The organism is Syntrophales bacterium, from assembly GCA_023229765.1.
Taxonomy (GTDB): Bacteria; Desulfobacterota; Syntrophia; order Syntrophales; family UBA5619; genus DYTH01.
Genome location: JALNYO010000047.1, coordinates 1 through 25316, shown reverse-complemented (window position 1 = coordinate 25316; position 25316 = coordinate 1). Strand labels below are relative to the sequence as shown.

Here is a 25316-nt window from a genome sequence, read left to right as displayed (position 1 = left end):
GGCCCGAATCAGCATTAAGGCTGTTCATGACGGATCGGGCATCGGCGCCGCGATCATTGCCGCCGTGGCCTCTTCCGCTATGGCCCAATAGTTTGAGGTAATTGCAAAACTCCGTGTCATGCCCGAAAGCGGAGCTTAATGTACACAATGTTTTTGTCGGGCATCCATGATTTCAAATAGTTAAAAACTGGATTATGAACATTAAACTTCGTTTTCCCGCCCAGAAGCGTCGCGGGAATGACAGCGTTGGGAGTTTTGCAATTGGCTCGTTTGTAAATTCAATATTATTAGCGGTGTGATGCTTGCTTTAATACTTGTGCGGAGAACAAATTCACCGTGGTCAGGAGGGGCTTTCAGAACGGGAATTTTATGAGAAAGGAGAAATGGATGATGGAAAGCAAAATTGCGGCTGCCCTGAAACTGGCATATCCCCCCGTGGCCATTCTCTGGGCTGACGAAAAACAGGCGGATTCACTGGGATTTAAGGAAGGCAAATGGGGCTGCGTCATGTGGATGCTGGCCAGCGCGGCTAAAGGGAAGGCGGCAGCCTTCGATGAGAAAACATATGGCTGCTGGGGAGGGGGAATCGGTCTGGGTTTCGGCAACCAGTACCTTAATTTTCCCGGGGGAATCGAATGCTTCTGCCGTTTTTTGTCAACGGGGAATGAACAATCAGCAACTGGCCAGGCAGTGGCCAGGCAATTGGCGCCCTTTGTCGAGAAGGATTTGCTCGAAGATTTCCTTCAGGGCGAGGGCTTTCTTAAATCGCCTGAGCAGGCGAAGGAGTTTGTCAACAACCTGCCCATCATGCAGGTTCCTGCAAGGTATGTGATTTTTAAATCCCTGGACGATGTGGATCTGGAAAAAGAGCAGCCCGAGGTAATTATCTTTCTTGCCGACCCGGAGCAGCTTTCCGCCCTGGTAATTTTGGCCAATTACGGGAGAAAGGGAAATGAGAACGCGATCATCCCGTATGCCGCGGGATGCCAGACCATCGGCATTTACCCCTACCGGGAAGCGCAGTCGGACAATCCCCGGGCGGTGGTCGGCCTTACCGACCTCTCCGCGAGGAATAATCTGAAGAAACAGCTCGGCAGAAATCTGTTTTCCTTTGCCGTCCCGCTGAAAATGTTTCAGGAGATGGAGGGAGGCGTTGCAGGCAGCTTCCTCCAGAAGAACACCTGGCGGGCATTGCGCGCATAGCCTGATGGAAAGGGTGGCTGTGTTTTTCCGTCAGCGTGTTGCGCAGAGCTCCATGATTCTGTTTTTGATGTCGTCTCTTATTTTGCGGATGGCGTCCAGCTTTTCTTCCTGTGTGCCGGAAAGCTGGGATGGGTCGGGGAACCCCCAGTGGAGGCGCTTGGAGATGCCGGGGAAAAGGGGGCAGCGCTCGGCGCTGGCCTCGTCACAGACGGTGACTACTAGCGAAAACAGCTCGTCCGTCCGGAAGAAGTCAAAAACGCCTTTGGTCTTGTTCCCGGAAATGTCGATGCCGATCTCCGCCATTGCCGTGACGACAAGGGGGTTCAGCAATCCCGGGTCCAGTCCGGCGCTTTTCGCCTCAAAACGGTCGCCGCACAGGTGATTCATCAGGGCTTCGGCCATCTGGCTGCGGGCACTGTTGTGAACGCATACAAAAAGGACTTTTTCTTTTTCCATTGTTTCTCCCTTGTGAGGCAATTGCAAAACCATTTGTCATTCCCGAAAGCGTCGCGGGAATGACAGCGTTGGGAGTTTTGCAATTGGCTCTCTCATGTTATCTGTGAAGTCTCACTTGGACGTTGTCGGCAAAAAGCCAGTCTCTTCTGACTTCCGTGGATTATAACAAATTATTGTTACAAAACAATGACCGTTTTGTGAAGCTGTGATGAAGGGAATCGTTTTCGAAAAAGCAAAAAGATATTGACACAAAAGGTCGGAATCAGCCGTTGCTTGTGCTGTGCCAATCAGCGTTTATGCCCCGCTGCGCCAAGTTACTTCAGCGCCAGACCAGTCAATTTATCCGCGCAATCCTCTATGAAAAGCGAAATAGTTGCATATTTATCAGGGGACAGGCTTGTCCTTCCAGCTAAGAAGCTGCAAGGGCAGGAAGTTGGTCTGATCCTGTACTGCCGAGCTGCAATAGATTATATTGGTATTGCCGCCGATGACATCATCTTCGGCATTGCTAGCGGAACTGCCGGAAAGCACGGACCCCGTAATATTCTTGTCGCCCCCGCCCAGAAGGGTCATGGAGCCTGTAGTCAAGATCAGGCCATACCAGGAAAAACCGCCGACCATTTTCAGATTCCCCTCCACGAGCAGCATGCCGCAACCGGAAACGCCGCCGCTTAGCTGTATGTCCGTGCCCTCCGTGTTGTAATAGACGATATTGTGAACGTTGCAGGATGAGGGGGATTGCAAATCCGCTCCGGCGATGGGCGTACCCCAACCCTGACCGGGGCCGGGCGTCGTCGAGGCCGTATGGCTAGCGTTGTTTACAACATAGGAAAAATTGGCCATGCCTTTATAGGTGTTGATCATATTCGCGACATTTATGACCGTTGAGCCATAGGTTATGCTGGGGGCGCCAATAATTGTTGGGCTACCGCTGGAGGCAATGGTCCCGTCAGGCTTGGAACTTGCGATGCCTGCCAAGTCAGTTCCTCCGCAGGCATCCGTGCCGATAATATGGGTGCTCGATCCCTTAACCGCCGTCGCCGCATTCACATACAGCGCTGCCGGCGTATTGACAGGGGGCACTCTGGCCATTTCCGCCTCGATGTTTCGGGTTGCATTGGCATAGGTTTCCTCGCTGCTCACCAGATAGATATTCCGGAGGCCGGGGCCGGGTGTCGCTGTGCGTTCATTGACGCCGTCTTGATTGGCATCGCCCCAGTAGAGGATATTGCCGGAGCCATCCGTCTGGTGGACGATCTTGACAACATAATCCATGTCCGGCTGTTCACTGGGGACCAGGATATGCATGGCGTTCAAGTTGTTATACCCCATATTCTGCGCTCGGGTCGATAAACCTATATAAGCCGACCAGGCGGTTTCCCCCGGATGATTATCATTGATGGGGTTGGCGGCGCCTAGACGCATGCGGGCCCTTGCCTCCTCCACGCCCGCCTCGGCGGCATAAAAGGCCTTTTTTTTGGCATTAAAACTGCTGGTCAGCTTTATATCCGTCGTGGTCATCATTACAGCTACAGTGGCAATGACAATTAAAACTGCCAGCATGAGCAAGCTCACTACGAGGATAAATCCATCCTGTTTTGACAGTTTGTCTGCTTTCATAATCTATAATCCTAAATTTCTCGGCGTTACCTCAAAGGCAAGGCTGTACCGCCGATAGTGGTCGCCGTGGGTGGAATCGGAATAATAAGGATCAGGCAGATCCGTTTTGGTCGTAATTGTCACTCGAATTTTCCGGACAGCCGCTAAGGAAGGCGTTGCCGATAACTCATTGCCGGCTTGATCATAGTAGGCAAGGGCCAAGGATTCCAGGTTCCTGACGACTGCTCTCCTGAACCCGTTTGCCGTTCTGGCCAGATAAGAGATGCCACCCTCATTATACATGTCGTAAGTGATGTTTTCTGCCGGGTTGGAGCTGGTGGCCGTTGTGTCGCCATTGGCATTCAGATCGGCTGCATAACTGACGGAATCTGAAGACGCGCCGGTAAGACCAGGCTTCGTTCCGCTAATCCAGGAGTTTATTTTCTCAGGATTATAGCCCGCCATCCGCAGATCCCGCAACATTAGATCCATGCCGCTGCGGGCATTTTGCTGCATATCCACTATCTGCTCCTGGACGCTAAAAGCCTGGTTTTGCGCTGAAAACAGGCTGTAAAGCGTCGCCAGAACGATCATCCCGACCGCCATTGCAATGATTGTTTCTACGAGGGTGAAACCCTTTGCGGCGCCGTTATCTGTATTCATAGGGAACCTCCCGTGCTAAATTGACGCAGTCTTGATGGTTTTCAAGGACATGCTGCGGGCTCTGTTCTGCCCATTCCATGTCATCCTTAAGGTAATGGTTTTGTATGTAACGCTCGCATTGGCTGCATCCATCGTATCGGTCACTTCCCAGGAACGTAAATAAACTCCCAGGAGCGGGTTTCCGACATCCGTGTGAACCCCGGCAGCGAGACTGGCATCAGAAAAATCCCTGGATTTGATATCTTCCAGCTTGGCGCTCGCCAGAGCGGATGCGGTAGTTGACATCTTGCTGGAGGCATTGCCGTTTATGACCATCGTTGTGATCGAAGCAATCCCCATAAAGGCCACGACAATCAGAAAAATTGTCATTACGACCTCAACCAACGTAAACCCATGGACATTTTTCCCTTTGCTTCCCGGTCTCATCAGCGCACCTCCTTGTCGTATTGATAAAAACTATCATGTTCATAGGGCTTGGTATATTTTTCTTTCCTGGTAAATTTCCTTGCCTATAGAATAAAGATGAATTATCCTATAGTCAATGGTGATTTCATTTAAATATGTGAACTTCTTCACATTCACTGTGTGATGTTCCTCACAGATGAGGTGAGCAATTGATTGCGCTGATCAATATCCTTAAAAATATCCCCTTATTTGCCTCGCTGACCGAGGCGGAGCGGGAACTTTTGGCCGGACTCCTGAGGCGTAAAAGCATCGAAAAGCGTGAACTCCTCTTTCGCCAGGGCGATGAAGGAACGGTTTTTTACATCATACTGCAGGGACGGATAAAAATATCCGTATCAAGAAGAATGGAGAAGGTTACCCTGGCGATTCTTGGCCCAGGAGAATTTCTGGGCGAAATGGCGCTGCTCGACGGCCTGCCCCGTTCGGCCAATGCGGTGGCGATCGAGGACTCTCAGCTCTATGCACTGAACCGCAAGGATTTTCTTTCTTTCCTGGGCAATAATGAAAATGCCGTCCGCGCCATCCTTTACTCCCTCTCCGTGAGATTGCGCAAGACTGACGACCAGTTGGCGGAGATGTGCTTCCTCAATTTATCGGCGCGGCTGGCAAAAAAGCTTGTCGAAATGGCGGCGGCGCAATCTCCTTATGAAAATCATCCAGAATCATGCTCGGTGGTGATCTCCCAGCAGGAATTGGGGGACATCCTCGGCGTCTCCCGGGAGAGCATAAATAAAGAATTAAGAATACTTCGCGATAGGGGCTGTGTGTCAACATCACGAAATGCCATTGTTATTAAAGATTTAGAATCTTTAAGACGACGAATGCCCTGAATCAGACAAACGCGGTATTATCGGCATTGGGCAGCAAAGAGAAACAATCTTCGCAAGAGTGCTGTGGCTGCGTTATGTAAAGATCCGCTTCTGTCTTTGAGAATTCAGCCGTATGCGTCAAAGAAGAGGGGTGGTCTTCAGCCAAACGACCCCAGCCGCTCCTTCATAACGCCGCCAATAAAGATGCGGCATCCCGTCAGGCGTGACCTATACTGAATTTTACCCTGGATATTCGGTTAGAGGACAAAAGGGATCAACATCTTGGTTTGCCTTCTATAGATTTCATAACCCGCAAAGTGCTCCCGCAAGCGATTTTCTTCGAACAGCAGTTTCACGATTAAATCGACCGTCAAGATCAACCCGATCATCAAGCGCAATAGTGAGTATTGATCGATGATCAACGGCCAGATCGTGAGCAATACCGATGAATACATAGGGTGTCTGATTAATGCATAAGGGCCGTTTGTGACAAGCCGGGCCGATTGTTTTACCAGCGGAGCAATGTTGATGTTAGTCGTCCTGCCCATAATGACAATGGCCCAGAGCCCAAGCAAGATGCCGGCAATTTCAATGATCAGCAGAGGAATGCCGCTTGCCAAAGGCCGCCCGGTTGCCAAAATCAAGATAATGGAAATCATCTGAATGGCAACCAGTATATATGCCGTGAATTTGTCTTTTTTCATTAGTGCTGGCTCAAGGATGGGCACGCTCAATCAGGTCTCGTGATAGTTACTTCATAATTGATAATGATTTATCAGCAAACATAACTCTGGAAAAAAGGACGCACAAAGTGATTAACAAGCAAAAGAGGGAACAACCAATGTTGGTTAACCCATTAATATGTTTTGTAGTCCCACGGGGGCTTGAACCTCGGTTTCCGGTGTGAGAGGCCCAAGCAGAGCGTATTCCACCTGATTTTATTGAACTATTTATCCGTCTGGTGATATTCAATTTCATCTGCCCAGTTTTCAATAAAGGCGCAGGAGATTTCGAGTCGATAATTGAGATAAAGGTGCTCCGTCATAATAAGTTAATATTTTCAAGATCAGTATTTTACAGATAGTATTCAATATCGGGAACCTGCTTGGATTCGTAAGCATATCCCCAGGGAATGTCAAGGGAAATTTCTTTACTTTGACCTAAGATATTGCTTGACCTTCAATGAAATAGCTGCTATTTTTCGTCTTACCGAATCTTACACACCCAGGAGGTGGCCATGATTACCACAACCCTGTCCGGCAAAGGCCAGATCGTCATACCCAAATCCCTTCGGGAGAGCCGCCGATGGCGGCCGGGCACCCGGTTTATTGTCGAGGAGATAACCTCCGGCATCATTCTTAAACCTAATCGGACATTTCCGCTTACCCATCCTGAGGACGGACTTGGCTGCACCGGCTACCAGGGACCCGTCATCAATGTGCAGGACATGGAGCAGGCGATTCATGGGGATATCCGCAAACGCTGGCGGAAAGGAAAAACGGCATGATCGCTCTGGACACCAATGTTTGGGTCCGTTACGTTACCAACGACGAACCCGATCAGGCCAAGCGGGCCTTGGCTGTTTTGGCCGGAGAAGAGGAAATCTTTGTCGCAAAAACAACGCTCCTTGAGCTGGAGTGGGTTCTGCGCGCCGCCTATGAGCTCTCCGCGGCGGCCATCATTCGGGCCTTGCAGCAGATCCTCGGCTTGCCCAACGTGCAGGCAGAAATGCCGGATCAACTGGAGAAAGCGATCGATTATTATGAAAAGGGGATCGCTTTCGCCGACGCCCTGCATCTGGCATCGAGTCCGGAAGGCGTATCTTTTTATACCTTCGATATCGCCTTCATCAAACGCGCTCGCTCACTTAAAGCCCCTGTGAAAGCTTTGTGACGGCGGCCGACGATGCCGTTTGTTTCAATCTTGCCTAATCCGCACACATAATCGCCAACGTGTCCGTGTCTCCCCATCACCATACTCTTAACATCCCAGGATAAGGCGATAATGATTGCAGTTTTCAGGAAAGACAAATGCATCAACGATATGATTCCGAACCGGCCAAGCGCACTCTTCAGATGGAAAGCGTTGCCCATATCACCGCCCAGAAGGATATGGAGAAGAAATTACGGGAAGAACGGGAAGTCAAAATGACCGGTAGGGAATTTCTCTGTTACCTCCATCGTGAGTTCTACCAGCAACTGCCCGAGGCATTTCGGGTCGTAACGAATCCCGAAACAGGTAAGGAAAGCCTGGTCGTACCGGGAGAAGCCTCTTGGGACAACTGATCGTGGAAGGGCTGCTGTTGTGAATGTCAATGAGTTGTTGGAAAAATGGCGGGCATTGCTCTCCGAAAACACGGCGTTACGGGAAGAGAATGAAATCCTGAAGCAAAGATTGGGGATCACCGAACCATCGAGCTTGAATCCACATCATGATTCCCAAAGCGACTTGCCGCTATCTTTTTTTATTCACGAATCCCCGGTGGAAAACCGGCTTCCACGAATCCCCGCCCAATCCGATCCTGCGGAAAAAATCCGGCTGTTCATGTCGCTGTTCAAAGGGCGGGAGGATGTTTACGCCAAGAGGTGGCAGAACCGGGAAGGCATTGCGGGGTATGCGCCGGTTTGCCGGAACGAATGGAAATCGGGCCTCTGCCGGAAACCGGCGGTCAAATGTTTCGACTGTCGGAATCAGTCCTACGAAGCCTTGGACGGGAAGGTGATCGAGGCGCATTTGCGGGGAAATATCGTCGCCGGCCTCTACCCCCTGCGCCGCGATGAGATGTGCCACCTTCTGGTGATTGATTTTGACGACGAGGGCTGGCAACAGGACTGTGCCACGCTCAGGGAAGTTTGCGCTGCCTTCGACGCCCCCGTGGCGTTGGAGCGTTCCCGTTCCGGAAACGGGGCGCATGCCTGGTTCTTCTTTGAAGAACCGATCCCCGCGAGTCTGGCGCGGAAGTTCGGTTTTGCCCTGCTGACCTGCGCCATGAACCGCAGGCATGAACTGACCTTCAATTCCTACGACCGATTCTTTCCCAATCAAGACATCATGCCTAAGGGCGGCTTCGGAAACCTGATCGCCCTTCCCCTCCAGAAGGCGGCCAGGAAACACGGCCATAGCGTCTTTCTGGATGAAAACTTTAATCCTTATGAAGATCAGTGGGGGTTTTTGGCCAATATCGAAAAATTGTCAGAAGTCGGGATTGCGGGATTGATTCCACGGTTAAGCCCGGGAAGCGAACTGGGAGCGCTCCGGAAGGACGAAGAAGAAGAAACCGAAAAACCGTGGGAGTCGAAACGGATAAGATGGTCCGTAAACGATTTTTCGGAAGAGGTAAGGATAGTCAGGGCAAACATGCTTTACATTGAAAAAGAGGGGGTCCCCCAGCGGGGATTGAATGCGCTTAAAAGATTGGCCGCCTTCAGAAACCCGGAATTTTACAAAGCCCAGGCGTTGCGCCTGCCGACCTTTGGCAAGCCGCCGATTATGTCGTGTTCGGAGGAAACCCCTGCATACCTGTGCCTGCCCAGAGGCTGTGAAGTGGATGTTGCGGGCCTGCTCGACGAGGTCGGCGTCAAGGCTGCATGGACGGACCATACCTGTCCGGGAAAGCTCATCAATGTTGCATTCAATGGAAACCTGAGAGATGAACAGGTCCCCGCTGCCGAAGAGATGCTAAAACACGATACCGGCGTTCTTGCGGCAACCACGGCCTTCGGCAAAACGGTCATCGCCGCGAAGCTGATTGCCGAACGAAAGGTCAGCACGCTGGTCTTGACGCATCGCCGGCAGTTGCTTTCGCAGTGGGCGGCAAGACTGAACGAGTTTCTGGAGATCGATGAAGCGCTGCCTGTTTTGGAGAAAAAGAGGGGACGTAAAAGGAAGCAAGGCCTGATTGGCCGGATCGGGGCGGGCAAAGCCAGTCCGAGCGGCATCATCGACGTCGCGATCATGCAGTCCTTGAACAGCGGCGGCGAGGTCAAGGAGTGGATCAAGAATTACGGCATGGTGATCGTTGATGAATGCCATCATGTCCCGGCGTTCAGCTTTGAACAGATACTCAAGGGCGTTCACGCAAAATATGTATATGGTTTGACGGCCACCCCGACGCGGCAGGATGGCCGTCATCCCATCATCTTCATGCATTGTGGGCCGATCCGATACCGGGTTAACGCGAGAAAGCAGGCGGAAAAAAGACCCTTCGACCATTATGTTATTCCCCGCTTGACCAACTTTAGGGCGCCGCTGGAAGCGGAAGGGAAGGAACCGTCGATCCAGCAACTCTACACCGCAATTGCCGAAAACGAGCCGAGAAATCAGCGGATTGCCGGGGACGTTCTCCGGTGCTATCAAAACGGTGGCAATGCCTTGGTTCTCACGGAAAGAACTGCGCATGTGGCTTTGCTGGCCGAAAAATTGCGGGAACAGATTCCCGACGTGATTGCCCTGACCGGCGGCAAAGGGGCGAAAGTGACGCGGGAAGCGTTGGCCAGGATAGCGGCGATGCCCGTCGACAGGCCGTTGACTCTGATCGCGACCGGGAAATACATTGGCGAGGGATTTGACGAGCCCCGCCTGGATACGCTGTTTCTGACCATGCCCATTTCCTGGAAAGGAACGCTCCAGCAATATGCGGGCAGACTTCACCGGCTCTGTGAAAACAAGCGGGAGGTCCGAATCTATGACTACATCGACATCCATGTCCCCATGCTGGAGAAAATGTACCACAAGCGGCTGGCCGGATACGCCGTGATCGGATACAGGGCGAGGGCGGAAAGCGTTCCCGGTGAATCGACGGACGTCATCTTCGACAACACAACCTTCCTACCGGTTTACAAAAACGACCTGTTGAACGTGGCGCGGGAGATCCTGATTGTCAGTCCGTTTGTCACGAAAAGGCGCGTGTCGCAGATGCTGCCCTTCCTGGGCGCTGCCCAAGACAGAAAGGTGAAAGTGGTTGTCGTCACAAGACCAGCAGCCGACTTCAAGGAGAAGGACCGTCCAGCTCTGGAGGAGGCATTGGCATTACTGATCACAGTCGGCGTCCAAGTGGTGTTCAAATCCAACATCCACCAGAAATTTGCTGTCTTCGATCAGAAAATCGTCTGGTACGGAAGCGTCAACCTTTTGAGCTTCGGCCGCGCAGAAGAGAGCATCATGCGGCTCGATAATCCGGGCATCGCCGATGAGCTGCTCGGAAGCATCCGGAAATGAATCACCACGCAGGATTCTCACATCCTAAAGGATCAACGCCATAATTTTCGACAACAAATTCGAGCTGATGCTTTTATGGCGCCGGATTGCTCGGGAAAATTCCCGGAGCGGAATCAGAAGATCACGTCTTGGAAAGAAAAAGCCGTCTGAAAGCCGTCAATTAATTCAATCATTAAGATCCAACCCGATCATACCCTGCACTCAACAAATGCACCTCAGCTCAACATTCCGATCTATTCATATTACCTTTGTATGAAAATCCCCCCATCCCCCCTTTACCAAAGGGGGGTAAGGGGGGATTTTCATGCTTCGTTGAGCCCGCACCGGGCATGGGGGTTTATATGGTTTGCAGTGCGGATTATATTGAAGGGCGTTCGAAAAGAGAGCTCTTAGGCGACCGGCTAACCAAGTTTTTATCCGACGGGAAATTGAAATTTGCAATATATTGAAATTAAAGAGGTTTGGTAGTCCCACGGGGGCTTGAACCCCGGTTTCCGGCGTGAGAGGCCAGCGTCCTAACCACTAGACGATGGGACCATGGTTTATGATTATCGTTACACACGCGGGGCTATAAGCAAAAAACCAGCCAACCGTCCCTGCGGCAACACCGCGTGTGGAAGGTGCTTTCTAATTGAGTAATGGCAAATTGTCAAGATCAAAGTTGATCAGTTACCTGCGGGCCTTGATGTAATCGACCGCCTTGTTTATCTTTCCCAGGACGCGCTGTTTGCCTATGGTTGCCATAATCTCGTCTATCCCGGGGCTTACCGTTTTTCCGGTCAGGGCAACCCGCAATGCCTGGGCCAGCCACTTGAGCTTTGTTCCCCGCTCCTCGGCCAGTGTCCGGAGGAAGATCTCGATGCCGTCTTTTGTATAATCGGCAACGCCGGGAAGCTTTTCGGCTACCGCCTCCAGATGTCCCAAATACTCCGCCGTCAAAAATTTCTCCGCCGCCGCTGGTTCGTATTCCACCTCATCCTTGAAGAAGAACGCTCCGGAATCGGCCATCTCCACGATCGTCCGCGACCGGGTGCGGAGGTTTTCCATCGCCTTGCGGACAAATTCGCCATCGGCAAGATCAAAGCCTTTTTCAGCCCAAAACGGTGTCACCGCTGCGAGGAGCTTTTCCTGGGGATAATTTTTTATGTAATGCTGATTCAGCCAGAGGAGTTTCTCCGGGTTGAAAACGGCAGGCGATTTGCCGACCGAATCCAGCGAAAACTCGCGAATGAGCTCTTCTATCGTAAATATCTCCTGATCGCCGTGCGACCAGCCCAGCCGGACGAGATAATTCACCAGGGCCTCGGGGAGAAAACCCATATCCTTGTATGCCATAACCGACGTCGCCCCGTGCCGTTTGCTCAGACGCGCCTTGTCAGAGCCGAGAATCATCGGAACGTGTCCAAACAGCGGGATATCGTACCCAAGCGCCTCATAGAGCAGTATCTGTTTGGGCGTATTATTGACATGGTCGTCACCCCTAATGACATGGGTGATTGCCATCTGCGCGTCATCAACGACGACTGCGAAATTGTAGGTAGGATACCCGTCCGCTCTCTCGATGATCAGGTCGTCAAGTTCATCGTTATTGAATGAGATCGCCCCTTTGATCAGATCGCGGACAACCGTGACGCCTACCTCCGGACAGCGGAACCGCACGACCGTGTTGGACGATTTTTTCAACCCCCGCTCCCGGCACGCGCCATCGTATTTTGGTTTTCTCCCCTCGGCAAGGGCTTTTTTCCTTTTTGCGTCGAGCTCATCCGGGGTGCAGTCACAGTAGTAGGCCTTCCCCTCGTCGATCAGTTTTTCCACCATCTGCCGGTGAATAGATACCCGCTCTGCCTGGAAATATGGCCCCTCATCCCAGTTCAGCCCCAGCCAACGCATCGCATCCAGAATCGCCTGCGTCGATTCATCCGTGGAGCGCACCTGATCGGTGTCTTCTATTCTCAAAACAAAAGTGCCGTTGCACCGCCTTGTAAAAAGCCAGTTAAAAAGGGCAGTCCGGGCGCCGCCGATATGGAGATAACCCGTTGGAGACGGGGCAAAGCGCGTTCGTATTTTATCCTGGATCATAATTTTAACCTTCCGTGAATTTTTCCCTGACCTTGTTACTTTTTTAGTGATGTAATTTGCCTGTTCTTCTTTCGAGTTGCCCCATAATCTCAAATATTTAACAAATAAAGCCAAACAGCGCGCCATCTATAGGACTGGACAAGACTTTTGTCAAGCCGCATTTAGCGAAACAGGCCAAAGCAGGAAATGCCAGTTTTCTCATTTATAATGTTATTTATGGGTATTCCGGTTTAAACGAGTCACTAACAAGGTGATGCTTGTCAGCAAAGTATCACAAGTGGCAGATGCGCTCAAGATGCACGGTCTTGTGTTAATTGCACTAAAGGAATTGGCTGATTGTATCGAGGAGTTACATATTTGAAAACATACGCATAAAAGGCCAAAAGCCCGGGCACTTTAAATATCAAGACCCATATTTTTGCTGGATTGGAGAGCGACTTAAATGGCGCCGCTCTCCGATCCAGTCCGGCTTAAGGCTTCATCCCTGTCAGTAACTGCAGAAGGTAAATAATCTCTGCCAAACCTTGCTTGCCGTCTGCATTTATATCCCAGGGGCCCGCTACGGCCAGCAGAGTGGCTGCAGTTTGCGTCTGGGAGGCAGCATCGGTGACAGTCAGGAGGACATCATAAAAACCCGGTTGGAGATCGGCGATATTAGGTTTTTGCCCGGTCGCCGTACGGTTGTAAGCGGCATTGGTGTGGTGCGTCAGCGTCCACTGATAGGAGACGATGTTTCCCTGCGAGGCGCTGGCGTCGAGGAGCGCCTTGTCGAAGACTACCTTGCCCGGGCCGGCGTTGGCCACTGTTGGTAGAGCGAGCAGGAAAGTCGCCGTGATGGCGGCATCACTACCGAGCGTGACTGTACATATACCCGTCCCGGAGCAGCCTCCGCCGCTCCAGCCGGCGAAGGTGGATCCTGTGGCCGGCGTGGCCGTGAGCGTCACCTGCGCCCCTGCGGCAAAAGCAGCCGAGCAGTTTGCACCGCAGTCTATGCCGGCCGGCGCGCTCGTCACCGTACCTGCGCCCGTGCCGGCCTTGGCGACGGTCAGGGTACGGTTGACGGCCGTCTCCTGACCCGTGCGCACGGGCCAGGCGTAGGCATTGGAAAGTTCGTACGATTTATTGGCCGGGAAGGCCCCACCGTTATTCAGGTTAACCTGCCAGGCGCTGCCGGGCAGGTTCTCGATGCTCGTCGAGGTCCAGTAACGATTCCATGCCACTTCCGTGAAGGGATGACCGGCTGGCAGTGCCGGACCGGACTTGCTCCAATCAATGACGCTCTGCAATTCATTGACGTTTGGCAATCGCCAATCGCCCGCTTTTGACCCGTCGGCAAGGTCACACTGCCCCTCGGCCATGCCGACGGCATAGGTCAACGCGTCACTCCATGTCTTGGTTTGCACGGCACAGGTCCCCTTTTTCAGCCAAACCAGGCTGGTCAGGTGATCCGTGACCGTTCCGTCGTTGTTGTCCGTGAACCTCGGAGACGGCCAGGCTGCGCCTTTTTGCAGCGCCCCGTCGTCGCCAGTTGCGGCGCTGGTGGTCTGTCCCGTCTTAGGCAGGATGATGACACCCCCGTCCTGTCCGTCGCGAACAGGCCAGACGCGGGTGCCGGGGGTTGCCCCTACACCATAGATGTATAAGCTCGAAAGATCGATCGCCCAGGCAGCAGATCCGTCCGAATTGGCAGGGGTAGACGACCAGTAAGAAGAGCCCGCGTTGGAAAATCCCTGTCCCGTCAGCCAGACCGTCATGTCCGACTGGCCGGCGGTCATCAATAGGCTTCTGAGTTCATTGATGTTCGGCAGTCGCCAGTCGCCTGCCTGGGAGCCGTCGGTAAGCCCGCACTGTCCCGTAGCTAGGTTATTGGCCTTGGTCAGGGCGTCGGTCCAGGGAACAAACGGACCAAAGCCGGTGCAGCCGGCATCCTTGAGCCATACAAGTCCGGTCAGATGATCCGTGACCGTACCGTTGCCGTTGTTTGCAAACCGTGAGGAGGGCCAGGCAATTCCTGCCTGAACCGCTCCATCCTGGCCCGTTCCGGCACAGGCGATCGCCGTTCCGGTAGCGTCGTAGCAGGTCGTCTGCCCGGTTTTCGGCAGGGTTGAAGAGCCCTGTGCAGGAGCGGTTCCATCGAAGGTGGCCGTGACCGTTTTGGCCGCATCCATCGTGACCGTGCAGTTCCCGGTTCCGGAGCAGCCTCCGCCGCTCCAGCCGGCGAAGATGGACCCGGAGGCCGACGACGCCGTGAGCGTCACCGAGGTTCCGATGGGGTAGGAACCAGAGCAGCCAGCGTCCCCGCAGATCAGGCCGATCGCGGATGCCAACCCGCTTCCCGTTCCTGCCAACTGGACGTTCAGTGTGGCGTTCGTGCCTGCCGCGGTACTGGTCGTGTAGAGCTCTGCCGTTCCGCCCGGATCGCCGCCAACAAGAAGGATATCTAATTCGGCAAGGGCGGCGGCATTGGGAAGATATGTGGCTGTGTGGAAGACCCGGGCCGCGGTCATGGACTGGGAGGAGGGGGTAAAAGCGTCCGTTGCCAAATCAAGGATCTCCATGGTGGCATTTCCCGCGCAGTCGCCGCCGCTGACCAGTATCCGCCCGGGGGAAAGCGGTGTAACCTCATGGCCCCGCCGCGCCTGGCTCAGCGTCGCGTAGGACGAGAAGGTCTTCGTTACGGTATTATAAATTTCCGTGGAGGCCAGGCAGGTCTGGCCGGTGGTGAGGCCGCCGCCGAAAACTGGTCCAAAATTCCCTATCCCGTGGGCCCTTCCCGTAGTCATTGATCCGGTAGCGGAGAATGTTCCTGCCACTGTATCATATATTTCGGCGCTTGCAAGATAACTGTCAAAATTGCTGCCCCCAACGACGAGGATGTTCGTACCGGTAACGGTAATTGTACCTCCGAGGGGACTGTTTACGGTCATAGAGGCGCCAGGAATTGTTGTTGCCCGGTGGGTTCCCCGGCCCGCAACCAGGTTCCCCGTGGGGGCAAAGGTGCTTGTGGCAACATCATAAAGATCGGCCTTATTGGTGACGCTCCAGGTGTCGCTTTGCGCCGCGCCGCCGCTGTTGATCCCCCCGGCGATCAGGATTTTCGGTGCCTTCGTGGTCGGATCAGTAAACGGCGTGGCTGTGTGTTGTCGTCGGGGCGAACTCATCTTCGAGGCAAGCAGGGTGAACTGGCCGGTGGCCGGGTCGTAGAGCTCAGCGCTGTCGAGGTTCGTGTGGCTGCCGCTCGTATAGTTGTAACCGCCGGCGATCAACACCTTGCCGTCAGGCAGCAGGGTTGCCGTATGGCCCCAGCGGGGAACGTTCATTGAACCGGTCAGGGTGAAGGTACGGCTTGCCGGGTCGTAGAGTTCCGCCGTCGCCAAAACATCCGTTATGTTGACGTTAGTGTGGCCGCCGACGATCAGAACCTTGCCATTTTGCAGCAGCGTGGCCGTATGATTTCCCGCCCGCCGGCTCTGAAGACTGCCCAAAGCGACGGAGGTGCGCGGCAAAGCCGTTGCCATCTGCCAAACGTTGAAGCCCTGCCCCGCTCCGAAGCTAACCGAAGCGTCGCGGGGAATGCCATTCGTGCTGGGATTGGCGGCGGCGCTGATCTGCATCTGCCCGCTTCCGGTTCCGCTTGCGCCGGAGGCAATTGAGAGCCAATCCGAGCCGCTGGCAACCGAAGCACTCCACGTGCAGGCAGAGTTTGAGGCCGTAACGTTCAGGGTAGCGGTTCCCCCTGCCGCTCCCAGATAGACGGACGGGTTCGGACTGCCGAACTTGGCAACGGTAAAGGTGCAGGCAGCCGCCCCCTCGGCGAGAACGATATCGTCCACCGTAAAGTCGCCGAAATTCTCCTTGGCGATTTCGATTTTGGTAATCGCCGTGGCAGTTGTGGGAAGCGTTACGGAGGCGCCGACGGTGCCGCTGAATGTAGGGATAGCCTCCACGGAAAGGGGTGTTGCGATCTCTGAATTAAGAGGGTTGGCCAGCTTGTAGCGGACAGGAGTGACGCCATCCAGATAGGTTAGATAGACGGCGATGGTCCGCCAGGAATCATCGGGAATGCCGGTTTTCAGCAATTTCATTGAAAAATCATACTTCTTTCCGCCGACGCCGGTCACGTTCAGATTCTGATAGATGACCGTTCCCAAGTAGCTGCCGCTGGGAGGATGGAGGTTGACTGCCCCGTCCACAAGAGGCCACGGAGCTGGATCCGTCGGCACGACGGTCCACCCTTGGATGCCGACCGAAAAATCACCGTTTGTGATTATGTTTTGCGCCCATAAGGGGGGAGTAGAAAAACAGAACAGGGACAAAACGCCGACCAGCATGATGATTCCGATTTTTCTTAACATAGGCCCTCCCAATTAAAGAAAATTAATTGACAAGTTATTCCCTATTCGTTTGGATAATTATACGAAAAATGTTTTTTCAAGTCAAAAATATTTTAAGGGCCACTGCAAAATTATACTCAACAATTCAAACTACTAATGATCTGCTTCAGCGTCTTATAGGCTAACCCCACGGATCGGAAACGTCGATTTAGACTAACAGAGCAAGCCGCGGTTCTGCCGTTTTTGCGGGGAAAGGACAATTGCGGTTTCGGAAGGGTTATGATAGGGGGACGGAGCGAAATAGGTTTCCTTTCCGGGACAACATGAAAAAATAAAACAGCGAGGCGCAAAATGAAGGTAAAACTGATGGGCGCGGCAAGGACGGTTACCGGTTCCTGTTATATCGTCGAAGCGGCGGGGCGCAGGTTTGCCATTGACTGCGGCATGCATCAAGGCAACGAGGAGATAGAAAAGCGCAACTGGGATGTCGATCTGTATAAACCCCAGGAGATCGAATTCATCCTGATGACGCATGCCCATATGGATCATTCCGGCCTGATTCCCCGTCTCGTGCAGAAGGGCTTCAAGGGCAAAATCTACATGACGCCCCCAACCTGGGAGCTTCTGCATATCATGCTGCTGGACAGCGCCCACATCCAGGAGATGGAAGCGCAATGGAAAAGCGTAAAGCAGCGGCGTCACGGGGAATCCACCATCGCCCCGCTCTATGTGCAGAAAGATGCAATGGACTCCTTTCCCCTTTTTTCAGCAATCACCTACGATGAGCCGTTTTCTCCGTTTCCCGGTTTGACGGTCACGTTTCGGGATGCGGGTCACATCCTCGGCGCGGCGATGATAGAACTGTCCCTGACCGAGGACGGGAAACAGAGCAAAATCGTCTTTTCAGGGGACATCGGCAGGCCGTCGCAGCTCATCGTCCGCGATCCGGCGGTTATTAAAGAGGCGGATTTCCTCTTCATGGAGTCCACCTATGGCAACCGCAACCACAAGGATGAAAAGGACAGTCTCGACGAACTTGCGGAGGCGATTGCGTACAGTTACAAACGGCATGAAAAGGTGATCATTCCGGCCTTCGCCGTCGAACGCACCCAGGAGATGATCTACTCTCTGCACCTGCTGGCGAAGGATGGCCGTCTCCCCGACATCCCCGTGTATGTGGACAGCCCGCTTGCCATCCAGGCAACGGAAATCTTCAAGAAATGCAAAAAATACATGGATGAGGAGGCAAGACTAATCCTCGAAAACGGCGACGACCCGCTACAGCTTCCCCGGCTCCAATACACCCAGTCCACCGCCGAATCGATTGAAATCAACAATAAGAAGGGACCGGCAATCGTCATTTCCGCAAGCGGCATGGCCAACGCGGGCCGCATCAAACACCATCTGCGCCACAACCTATGGCGGGAGGGGGCAAGCGTTGTCTTCGTCGGATTCCAGGCGCAGGGAACGCCGGGCAGGAAGATCATCGACGGCGCCGAAAAGATTCATATTCTAAACGAGGATGTCGCCGTGCGCGCGAAGATATTCACAATTAACGGCTTTTCCGCCCACGCCGGACAAACCCAGCTTCTGGAATGGTTCGGACATTTCAAGAACAGGGATATCAAACTTTTTCTGACACATGGCGAGTACACAGCCCAGCAGGAACTGGCGAGGCTGATCAAGGAACGTTTCGACGTCGTAGCGGCGATCCCCGATTATCTTGAAGAGATAACGCTGACGCCGGGGATGCAGCCCAAAGTGGTTGCCTACCCGGAAAAGGCCGAACCGCGGATAGACTGGGGATATCTTATCGCCGACCTCGAAGGAAGGCTTGCCCAGATTCAAAACCGGCGGGAGGCGATGGAGAAAAAGAGCTGGGTGGAACAGGTCGATCTGCGCGACCGGCTTCTCGAAACGAGCCGGGACCTGGCGGGAATAATTGCCGAAATCTGATACATTCAGAGGTTTATCCGGTAACTGAAGGTGGCGGTTACATTGAGGAGCGAAAGATTGAAGGAGGCGGGCAGCGGGTCAAAGGGCGAGGCACCCCTGATGCAGGCAAGAGCCCCTTCATCGAGAAGGAAGTTTCCGGAACTGGTGAGCACGGAAGAGCCCGCCAGAGTTCCGTTCGCCGCTATAGTAAAGCGGATTACGGCGCTTCCCTCCCGGTTTTCGGCAAGGGCCTGAGGCGGGTATGACCAAAGGCGCTCGATCCGGCGGCGGATGTTCAGCAGATAAGGTTCATAAACGCCGCCGGGGTTTTCGAGCCCCACCGACGCCTCGCGGGCGGGATCGGCTTCCGTGCCATCGTCGGCAAAAGTTCGTGTCGGCGTTTTCGAATGTCTGGCGCGGGGTTTTTCCACCTCCTGAGGCGTTTTCAACTCTACCTTCATAACCGGATCGTTATGCGTCACTGCCGGCAGATTGATGCGGAGCGAAAGCAAGATCACCAGCGCGTGAATTGTCAGTGAAAACAGAATAAAAAGAATCAGGAATTTCTTTTTCATCGCGTACCGCAAAACGTTGGGTAACTATAAATGAAGCTGCCGATTTCCGCCTGTAAATCGTCATTCTGCTTTGCATTATGGTTACATTCCGGTAAAAAGTCAAAGGGGTAAACGTTAACAGCGGAGGTAATTGCAAAACTCCCCATTCTTGTCATTCCCGCAACGATTCTGAGCGGGGATATGGTTCTAACTGCTTGAAAAACCATATTCCCGATAGAGACATTATGAACATTAAGCTTCGCTTTCGGGAATGACAAATGGTTTTGCAATTGCCTCAGGGGAAAATTAATTCGAAAAAGAGTCACTCCTCGCTAAAATGATAAAAACATTAAAAACTTGCCAAGACAGTCAGGAGATGGATGAAAAATGGATGAAGGCGGCTTTCGCCCAGGCCGAACTGGCCCTGGCCGCCGGCGAAGTGCCTGTCGGCGCGGTTATTGTAATGAATGACGAATTGCTTTCCGCCGCCTGCAACAGTCCGATTGCCCTGCACGACCCCTCGGCCCACGCCGAGATTCTCGCGCTTCGCGCCGCCGCTTCGCTAATCGGCAATTACCGCCTCGCCGACGCCACCCTTTACGTTACGCTGGAGCCGTGCCTGATGTGCGCCGGGGCCATCATTCAAGCCCGGATAGCGCGGCTTGTCTTCGGGGCGGCCGATCCCAAAAACGGCGCCGCCCAAAGCCTGTATCATGTTTTTGACGACCGGCGCCTCAACCACGCAGTCGCCGTTCAGGGCGGCGTTTTACACGAAGCGTGCGGAGAAATTTTAAGTGGATTTTTTCGCCGGAAAAGGTTATCCTCCTCACGTTAAAAAGCTTCCCGAAGGAAGCGGGCAATGCGCGGTTCTATAAACAAAGCGCTTACCATTATTATTCTTAAGAAAAGCCTTCCCTTTTGTCGGGAAGGCTTGCTGAACCGGAGAGGTACCGAAGTGGTCGTAACGGGATCGACTCGAAATCGATTTGGGGGCCAAAAGCTCTCACGGGGGTTCGAATCCCCCTCTCTCCGCCAATAGCATGTTTCATGTTGTTTTTTACAGTCCGAATAAGAGAAAAAACCCGTTAGAAATGGCGGGTTTTTTCTTGTCTATCGTCCAGGATGGTGTTATGTTGGTTTCCTGAATCCAAGTTTTTTGGGGGTAACTATTGGGGTAACTAACAATTTTCGAAAAGCTGTTACCCCCAGAGGGCGGTGACGGAACAAGAGGGTAAGGAGCTGTTGTGCATGGTGCGGGAGATATACCATCATCTGGGGCTGCTCCAAGGCATTCACGTTCCATCCCTGAGTTATTTACCATTCAACTTCAACAGCTCGTCATCGAGCCCATAACAAACCGGGCATAGCGGCTCACGGTCTGCCGATTGACAAGAACTCCCTTTTTGCGGCGTGGAGCATATTGCGCGACCTCTTGTGTCAATAAGTTTTTGGACATATGAGGTAATTGCAAAACTCCGTGTCATGCCCGAATGCTTTTGTCGGGCATCCATGATTTCAAATAGTTAAAAACTGGATTATGAACATTAAACTTCGTTTTCCCGCCCAGAAGCGTCGCGGGAATGACAGCGTTGGGAGTTTTGCAATTGGCTCATATGTCAGTATCTTTCATCGCATACCCACAGTGGGCAAGAAGCCGTCTGCTTTAGCTGACGGAGTTGCCACTGAAATCTGTAAGGAGAAGGCCATGTTGAAAAGGATTATTGCCATAATGTTATCGGGTCTGTCACTTTTCTGCACCACCGGTGCAATCGCCGCCGAACCGGCCACCGGGAATCCGGTCATACTGATGGAAACCAGCCTGGGAAACGTCAAACTGGAGCTTTTCGCGAAGGAGGCGCCGACCTCGGTCAGGAACTTCCTGGGCTATGTCCGGAGCGGTTTTTATGACGGCGTTATTTTCCATCGGGTGATTCCCGGCTTCATGGTTCAGGGCGGCGGATTCACCCCCGATTTGACGCAGAAACAGACCGGGGCGCCGATCAAGAACGAAGCGGACAATGGCCTGAAAAACCAGACCGGCACGCTCGCGATGGCCCGCACCGCGGTTGTCGATTCGGCCACCGCCCAGTTCTTCATCAACGTGGCCGACAACGTGTTTCTGAACCACCGCGACAAAACGCCGCAAGGATACGGCTATGCGGTATTCGGCAAGGTAGTCGAGGGGATGGCCGTTGTCAACAGAATTGCCGCCGTCCGTACCGGCACGCGGGATGGTTTCCGGGACGTCCCGAAAACGTCAGTCGTCATCAAGTCGATGAAGGTTCTGCCGTAAACGAAATCTTGTCAGCTATTTCTGAGATCGGCCGCTCTCGGCGCCTTGCGGATGGCGCTCTGGAAAGCGGCGTCGTTCAGGTGATGACGCCGCTTGAGGCCGCTGCGCCGGTCGATCGCCAACTGGCGCGAGGGGGAAAACCACTGCCACGCCCAGAGTACCCCCGCCGTGGGAATTTTATTTTCCACGGAATCGGGAAGCCATACCCCCGGCAAACCTTCCTGCCTGTCTTCATCGAAGAGCCGCCGGAGACGTTCGCGATGCTCCAGCAGGGCCTCCCGCAGACTTTCCGGCAGCACGCTCACCCGGTCCTTGCCCCCCTTGCCGCTGCGGATGATGACGATCCCCTGTTCGAAGTTCACGTCCTGCACCCTGAGGCGAAGCAGTTCCATCAGGCGCAGCCCCGCACCGTACATGAGCCGGGCCATGAGACGGTTCGTTCCGGACATCTCGGCAAACAGCGACTGGCACTCCCGCCGGCTCAGAACAACGGGAATTCTTCTGCTGGCGCGGCCGGGACGGTAGCCGGAAAAATCTCCCGGATCGCGCTCCAGCGCCTCTTTCTGAAAGAAAACCAGTGTGTTCAGGGCCTGGCGCTGAGTGCTGGCCGAAACCCTCGCATCCACGGCGAGATGGTCGAGAAACCCCCGGATGTCGGCGGCGCTCGCCTCCTCGACCGGCCGCCCTTCCAACCATACGGCAAAGCATCTCGCCCACCCCCGGTAGGTCTGTTCGGTGCGCCACTGCAAATGCTTGCGTCGAATGGCGGTAACCAGGCGTTTTTCCCAGGCTGTCAAACCCGCATCCGGTCTTTCCAGTTCGATGACGTGTTGTCGGGCATCCTGTTCAGGATGAGCCGTATCCGGCAACCCCGACTGAACGGCAGCGGATTTGAAAAACCATCGCAGGGATGCGCGCACCAAATCGGTTTTTTGCCCCTGTTCTTCGATATGATGCAGATAATCCAGAACGGATTCCACCGAGGCACGCCGGGCGTTTGCCTTGAGAAACTTCAGCAGGCAAAGATGTCCTGTTCCATCCCGTTCCTTTTGGAGGGATCGCCGATTTCCGAATGCAACACTTCACGCCATCGCGGAAACGAGACGGGAGCATTTCTGGCACAGCTGACTTTGTCTATTTGCTTCTCCATATCGGTAAAAATACCAGACTGCGCGATCCAACTCAAGATGTTTTCATCGGCTTCATGCAGATCGTAACATATTGATAGTAGTCAAGTTGACACCAATATTTTTCCTTGACACGCGGGAATGTAAATGCTCTATTGCTGAACGGCTTTCCAAACGTTATCCAAAGCAATCAGCTTTGGCCCAATTATACTGTTAGAGCTACTGAGAACAAACTAGGAGAATAGACATGTCATACGAAACAGTCGAAGTTAATGAAAAAACATTTGAATCAATTGTTTCTATTAACTCAGATAAAATAGAAAAGGGATTACGCTACCTTGATCATCAGAAAAGAACTGAGCGAGGACCTTTAGATGTTTTGTTTGTAGATTCTGGAAATGCACTGGTAGTAGCAGAATTGAAAGTAGTGGAAGAAGACAATATGCTTGTCCAAGGAATTGACTATTATGAAGATGTGACAAAAAATATTGAATCTCTCTGCCGAATCTATAATAAGATATCTGGTATAGGTATTGATCCCACACAAAAACCAAGATTATTTCTTATGGCACCAAGTTTTTCAATCAATCTGCTAAAAAGATCATCATGGATTGATGTACCAATAAGTCTCTTTTCCTATAAATGTATTAAAGTTAATGGCACTACAGAAATATTGCCTGTATTCAATGAAGTAACTATTCCTGGTAGAATTCAGCCAATGGAAGTTTACACAATAGAACAGAGATTGAACTACATACAAGATGACAAAGTTAAAGAAAGCTTTAAGAAGCTACTTGAAGATGTGAAAAAATATGATGATAAGAGGATTTCCATTGATCCTGTAAAGTATGATGTCTCTGTTAAAGTGTCGGGGAAAGTAATCGCGTATTTTTGTCCGAGAAGAAAAAACTACATTGTCTACACATTTGATACTGATTCCGATTGGACAGGATTTCAAGTTAATTCAGAAACTGATATACCTCCCTTGCTTGAATTAATTAGGTTGAATTATGAAAAGTTCAAGAAGTGAGCTCTAACAAATCACTAAACCCGACCGGAATTATGTCCGGTTCACTTCGGCCAAGTCCGTGGCCGGCGGGTTATCTCCGCGTTCGCCGTAATAAAATTCTTGACATTTGTTGTTTTTAAACTACAATACCGGTATGGATGATTCAAGAATAGAGCTTCTCGAATATTTAACTGAAGACGGATGCAATCCATTCCATAACTGGCTAAATTCACTGAAAGACAGATTCGCGCGTGCGCGGATTCGAATCCGGTTGAATCGTATAAGACTTGGGAATTTTGGTGACTGCAAACCTGTTGGAAAAGGTGTAAGTGAGTTGCGCGTGGATTATGGCCCAGGGTACCGGGTTTATTATGGGAAATCGGAGACGACCGTAATGATTTTACTGTGCGGAGGTTCTAAAAAATCTCAGCCAAAGGATATTCAGTTGGCTCAAACATATTGGTCCGATTTCCAAAGGAGAACGAAATGAATAAATTAACAGAAAAATATGAAAATAATCTCAAAGAAGATCTTCGCGACCCATCTGAGGCTGCGGAATATTTAAATGCCGCATTGGATGATGGTTCACCGGAAGTATTTTTAATGGCGTTAAAAGACGTTGCAAACGCAAAGGGCATTTCTGAAATAGCACGGGAAACGAAACTCAATCGCGAAAATCTTTATCGAATTCTTTCAACTCAAGGCAATCCAAAATTAAAAAGCTTGAACTCTGTTCTTCATAGTGTTGGTCTGAAATTGTCCGTTGAGGTAGAAAATCGGATTTAAATATTATTCGGCGAATCGGGTAGCCGGGGGTAGTTAGCCCCCAGCCCCCACACCACCCGGCATGCGGGTCCGCACCGGGCGGTTCACAGGGATTACCGGGCCGTGGCCGGGTAGTGAATGTGAACCCACAGCTCTTTGACAGATAGAAGCCCTTGATCCTTGAGCCATTTGTTGGTCATGCCCGTTTGCGTTGCCAGCGTCCGGGACAGGTGCCATGGCCCCTTGCGGCTGATGGCCACTGAGATGGCTGCATGAAGCGACGTTCCCAATTTACGCAGTTCACGCACCTTGGTTCTTGCCCTGCGCCACTGTTTAAAGTAGCACATGCGCAAGCGTCGTCTCAGCCAGTGGTCTATCTCAGGAATCGGTCGGTAATACTCCGATATCCCGAAATAGTTCATCCAGCCGCGCAGGTATTCGGCAAGTTTATGATACCGATATTCCATGGAGACAAACCAGGACCTGCCGGTCAGTTCCTTGACCCTTCGTTTGAATTGGCAAAAAGCCTTCTCCGACCAGTGAATCTTGGTCCCACGGAAAGTGAATCCAAGAAAGGCAGCCTGATTTGTCGGGACGACCCGGCTTTTCTCCGGGTTGATTCTGAGTTTGAGAGTACATTCCAGGAAACGTTTCAGGCTTCCCATGACCCGTTCTCCCGCCTGGCGGCTCTTCACCAGAACGATGAGTCGAGTAGCGCAGGGGAATCTCACTCCCACGCTCTCACAGAACCGGACGTGAACCTCTCAGCTCATCCGGCTCCTATCGTCCAGCCGCCAACTGAAGAAAC

22 protein-coding genes and 2 tRNA genes are annotated in these 25316 nt (G+C 52.6%); 13 read left to right on the top strand and 11 right to left on the bottom strand.

All coding sequences use genetic code 11. The features are described from left to right. Positions 1 to 387 precede the first annotated feature (387 nt). A complete protein-coding gene (locus tag M0P74_16375) occupies positions 388 to 1203 on the top strand; it encodes a DUF169 domain-containing protein (protein MCK9365163.1) in 816 nt (271 codons plus the stop codon). 30 nt (positions 1204 to 1233) lie between these two features. Here the strand turns inward: M0P74_16375 and M0P74_16370 are convergent, their stop codons facing one another. The 4 genes from M0P74_16370 to M0P74_16355 form a co-directional block, all read right to left on the bottom strand. Continuing rightward, complete coding sequence (locus M0P74_16370; protein ID MCK9365162.1) at positions 1234 to 1659, bottom strand: arsenate reductase ArsC; 426 nt, start codon at positions 1657 to 1659, stop codon at positions 1234 to 1236. Positions 1660 to 2043: 384 nt separating this feature from the next. Continuing rightward, on the bottom strand, positions 2044 to 3279 hold the full coding sequence (locus tag M0P74_16365) for a pilus assembly PilX N-terminal domain-containing protein (protein ID MCK9365161.1): 1236 nt from the start codon (positions 3277 to 3279) through the stop codon (positions 2044 to 2046). A 3-nt stretch (positions 3280 to 3282) separates the two neighbouring features. Beyond that, on the bottom strand, positions 3283 to 3921 hold the full coding sequence (locus M0P74_16360) for a prepilin-type N-terminal cleavage/methylation domain-containing protein (protein MCK9365160.1): 639 nt from the start codon (positions 3919 to 3921) through the stop codon (positions 3283 to 3285). Between the two features lie 15 nt (positions 3922 to 3936). Beyond that, positions 3937 to 4347 carry a prepilin-type N-terminal cleavage/methylation domain-containing protein gene (locus tag M0P74_16355; protein ID MCK9365159.1) on the bottom strand — a complete coding sequence of 137 codons (411 nt, stop codon included), beginning with the start codon at positions 4345 to 4347 and terminating at the stop codon, positions 3937 to 3939. A 188-nt stretch (positions 4348 to 4535) separates the two neighbouring features. On the opposite strand from M0P74_16355, the gene M0P74_16350 reads away from it, so the two are divergent. Next, positions 4536 to 5216: a Crp/Fnr family transcriptional regulator gene (locus tag M0P74_16350; GenBank protein MCK9365158.1), complete on the top strand. Its 681-nt coding sequence runs from the start codon at positions 4536 to 4538 to the stop codon at positions 5214 to 5216. A 236-nt stretch (positions 5217 to 5452) separates the two neighbouring features. Here the strand turns inward: M0P74_16350 and M0P74_16345 are convergent, their stop codons facing one another. Continuing rightward, a complete protein-coding gene (locus M0P74_16345; GenBank protein MCK9365157.1) occupies positions 5453 to 5899 on the bottom strand; it encodes an isoprenylcysteine carboxylmethyltransferase family protein in 447 nt (148 codons plus the stop codon). Positions 5900 to 6432: 533 nt separating this feature from the next. On the opposite strand from M0P74_16345, the gene M0P74_16340 reads away from it, so the two are divergent. The 4 genes from M0P74_16340 to M0P74_16325 all read left to right on the top strand — a co-directional run bounded on the left by M0P74_16340 (position 6433) and on the right by M0P74_16325 (position 10412). Beyond that, the gene (locus M0P74_16340) at positions 6433 to 6702 is read left to right on the top strand and encodes an AbrB/MazE/SpoVT family DNA-binding domain-containing protein (protein ID MCK9365156.1); all 270 of its coding nucleotides are present in this window, start codon (positions 6433 to 6435) and stop codon (positions 6700 to 6702) included. Further along, entirely contained in the window at positions 6699 to 7088 is a 390-nt protein-coding gene (locus M0P74_16335) for a type II toxin-antitoxin system VapC family toxin (GenBank protein ID MCK9365155.1), read from the top strand. Before M0P74_16340 ends, M0P74_16335 begins: the two co-directional genes overlap by 4 nt. Positions 7089 to 7225: 137 nt before the next feature. Beyond that, positions 7226 to 7480 carry a hypothetical protein gene (locus M0P74_16330; protein MCK9365154.1) on the top strand — a complete coding sequence of 85 codons (255 nt, stop codon included), beginning with the start codon at positions 7226 to 7228 and terminating at the stop codon, positions 7478 to 7480. 19 nt (positions 7481 to 7499) lie between these two features. Further along, a complete protein-coding gene (locus tag M0P74_16325) occupies positions 7500 to 10412 on the top strand; it encodes a DEAD/DEAH box helicase family protein (protein ID MCK9365153.1) in 2913 nt (970 codons plus the stop codon). A 462-nt stretch (positions 10413 to 10874) separates the two neighbouring features. Here the strand turns inward: M0P74_16325 and M0P74_16320 are convergent. The 3 genes from M0P74_16320 to M0P74_16310 form a co-directional block, all read right to left on the bottom strand. Next, positions 10875 to 10949: transfer RNA gene (locus tag M0P74_16320), tRNA-Glu, on the bottom strand. Positions 10950 to 11081: 132 nt separating this feature from the next. Then, on the bottom strand, positions 11082 to 12491 hold the full coding sequence (gltX, locus tag M0P74_16315; GenBank protein MCK9365152.1) for a glutamate--tRNA ligase: 1410 nt from the start codon (positions 12489 to 12491) through the stop codon (positions 11082 to 11084). A 470-nt stretch (positions 12492 to 12961) separates the two neighbouring features. Then, complete coding sequence (locus tag M0P74_16310) at positions 12962 to 16846, bottom strand: DUF1566 domain-containing protein (protein ID MCK9365151.1); 3885 nt, start codon at positions 16844 to 16846, stop codon at positions 12962 to 12964. Positions 16847 to 17176: 330 nt separating this feature from the next. On the opposite strand from M0P74_16310, the gene M0P74_16305 reads away from it, so the two are divergent. Beyond that, positions 17177 to 18781, top strand: coding sequence for an MBL fold metallo-hydrolase (locus M0P74_16305; protein MCK9365150.1), 1605 nt, complete (start codon positions 17177 to 17179; stop codon positions 18779 to 18781). Between the two features lie 5 nt (positions 18782 to 18786). Here M0P74_16305 and M0P74_16300 read toward each other — a convergent pair whose 3' ends face one another. Next, positions 18787 to 19335 (bottom strand): energy transducer TonB, encoded by a 549-nt coding sequence (locus tag M0P74_16300; GenBank protein ID MCK9365149.1) that lies wholly within the window; start codon positions 19333 to 19335, stop codon positions 18787 to 18789. 316 nt (positions 19336 to 19651) lie between these two features. Here M0P74_16300 and tadA point away from each other — a divergent pair, with 316 nt between their 5' ends. From tadA to M0P74_16285, 3 genes are all read left to right on the top strand, one after another. After that, positions 19652 to 20149, top strand: coding sequence for a tRNA adenosine(34) deaminase TadA (gene tadA / locus M0P74_16295; protein ID MCK9365148.1), 498 nt, complete (start codon positions 19652 to 19654; stop codon positions 20147 to 20149). A 106-nt stretch (positions 20150 to 20255) separates the two neighbouring features. Continuing rightward, positions 20256 to 20349: transfer RNA gene (locus M0P74_16290), tRNA-Ser, on the top strand. Between the two features lie 772 nt (positions 20350 to 21121). Next, a complete protein-coding gene (locus tag M0P74_16285; protein ID MCK9365147.1) occupies positions 21122 to 21607 on the top strand; it encodes a peptidylprolyl isomerase in 486 nt (161 codons plus the stop codon). Positions 21608 to 21618: 11 nt separating this feature from the next. On the opposite strand, the gene M0P74_16280 is transcribed toward M0P74_16285, so the two are convergent. After that, a complete protein-coding gene (locus M0P74_16280) occupies positions 21619 to 22587 on the bottom strand; it encodes a phage integrase N-terminal SAM-like domain-containing protein (protein MCK9365146.1) in 969 nt (322 codons plus the stop codon). Positions 22588 to 22981: 394 nt separating this feature from the next. Here M0P74_16280 and M0P74_16275 point away from each other — a divergent pair, with 394 nt between their 5' ends. From M0P74_16275 to M0P74_16265, 3 genes are all read left to right on the top strand, one after another. Next, positions 22982 to 23764 carry a hypothetical protein gene (locus M0P74_16275; protein ID MCK9365145.1) on the top strand — a complete coding sequence of 261 codons (783 nt, stop codon included), beginning with the start codon at positions 22982 to 22984 and terminating at the stop codon, positions 23762 to 23764. 133 nt (positions 23765 to 23897) lie between these two features. Next, a complete protein-coding gene (locus M0P74_16270) occupies positions 23898 to 24233 on the top strand; it encodes a type II toxin-antitoxin system RelE/ParE family toxin (GenBank protein MCK9365144.1) in 336 nt (111 codons plus the stop codon). Next, positions 24230 to 24529, top strand: coding sequence for a putative addiction module antidote protein (locus M0P74_16265; GenBank protein ID MCK9365143.1), 300 nt, complete (start codon positions 24230 to 24232; stop codon positions 24527 to 24529). The genes M0P74_16270 and M0P74_16265 overlap by 4 nt, the downstream gene beginning before the upstream one ends. A 92-nt stretch (positions 24530 to 24621) precedes the next feature. On the opposite strand, the gene M0P74_16260 is transcribed toward M0P74_16265, so the two are convergent. Continuing rightward, positions 24622 to 25239 (bottom strand): hypothetical protein, encoded by a 618-nt coding sequence (locus M0P74_16260; GenBank protein ID MCK9365142.1) that lies wholly within the window; start codon positions 25237 to 25239, stop codon positions 24622 to 24624. Positions 25240 to 25316 lie beyond the last annotated feature (77 nt).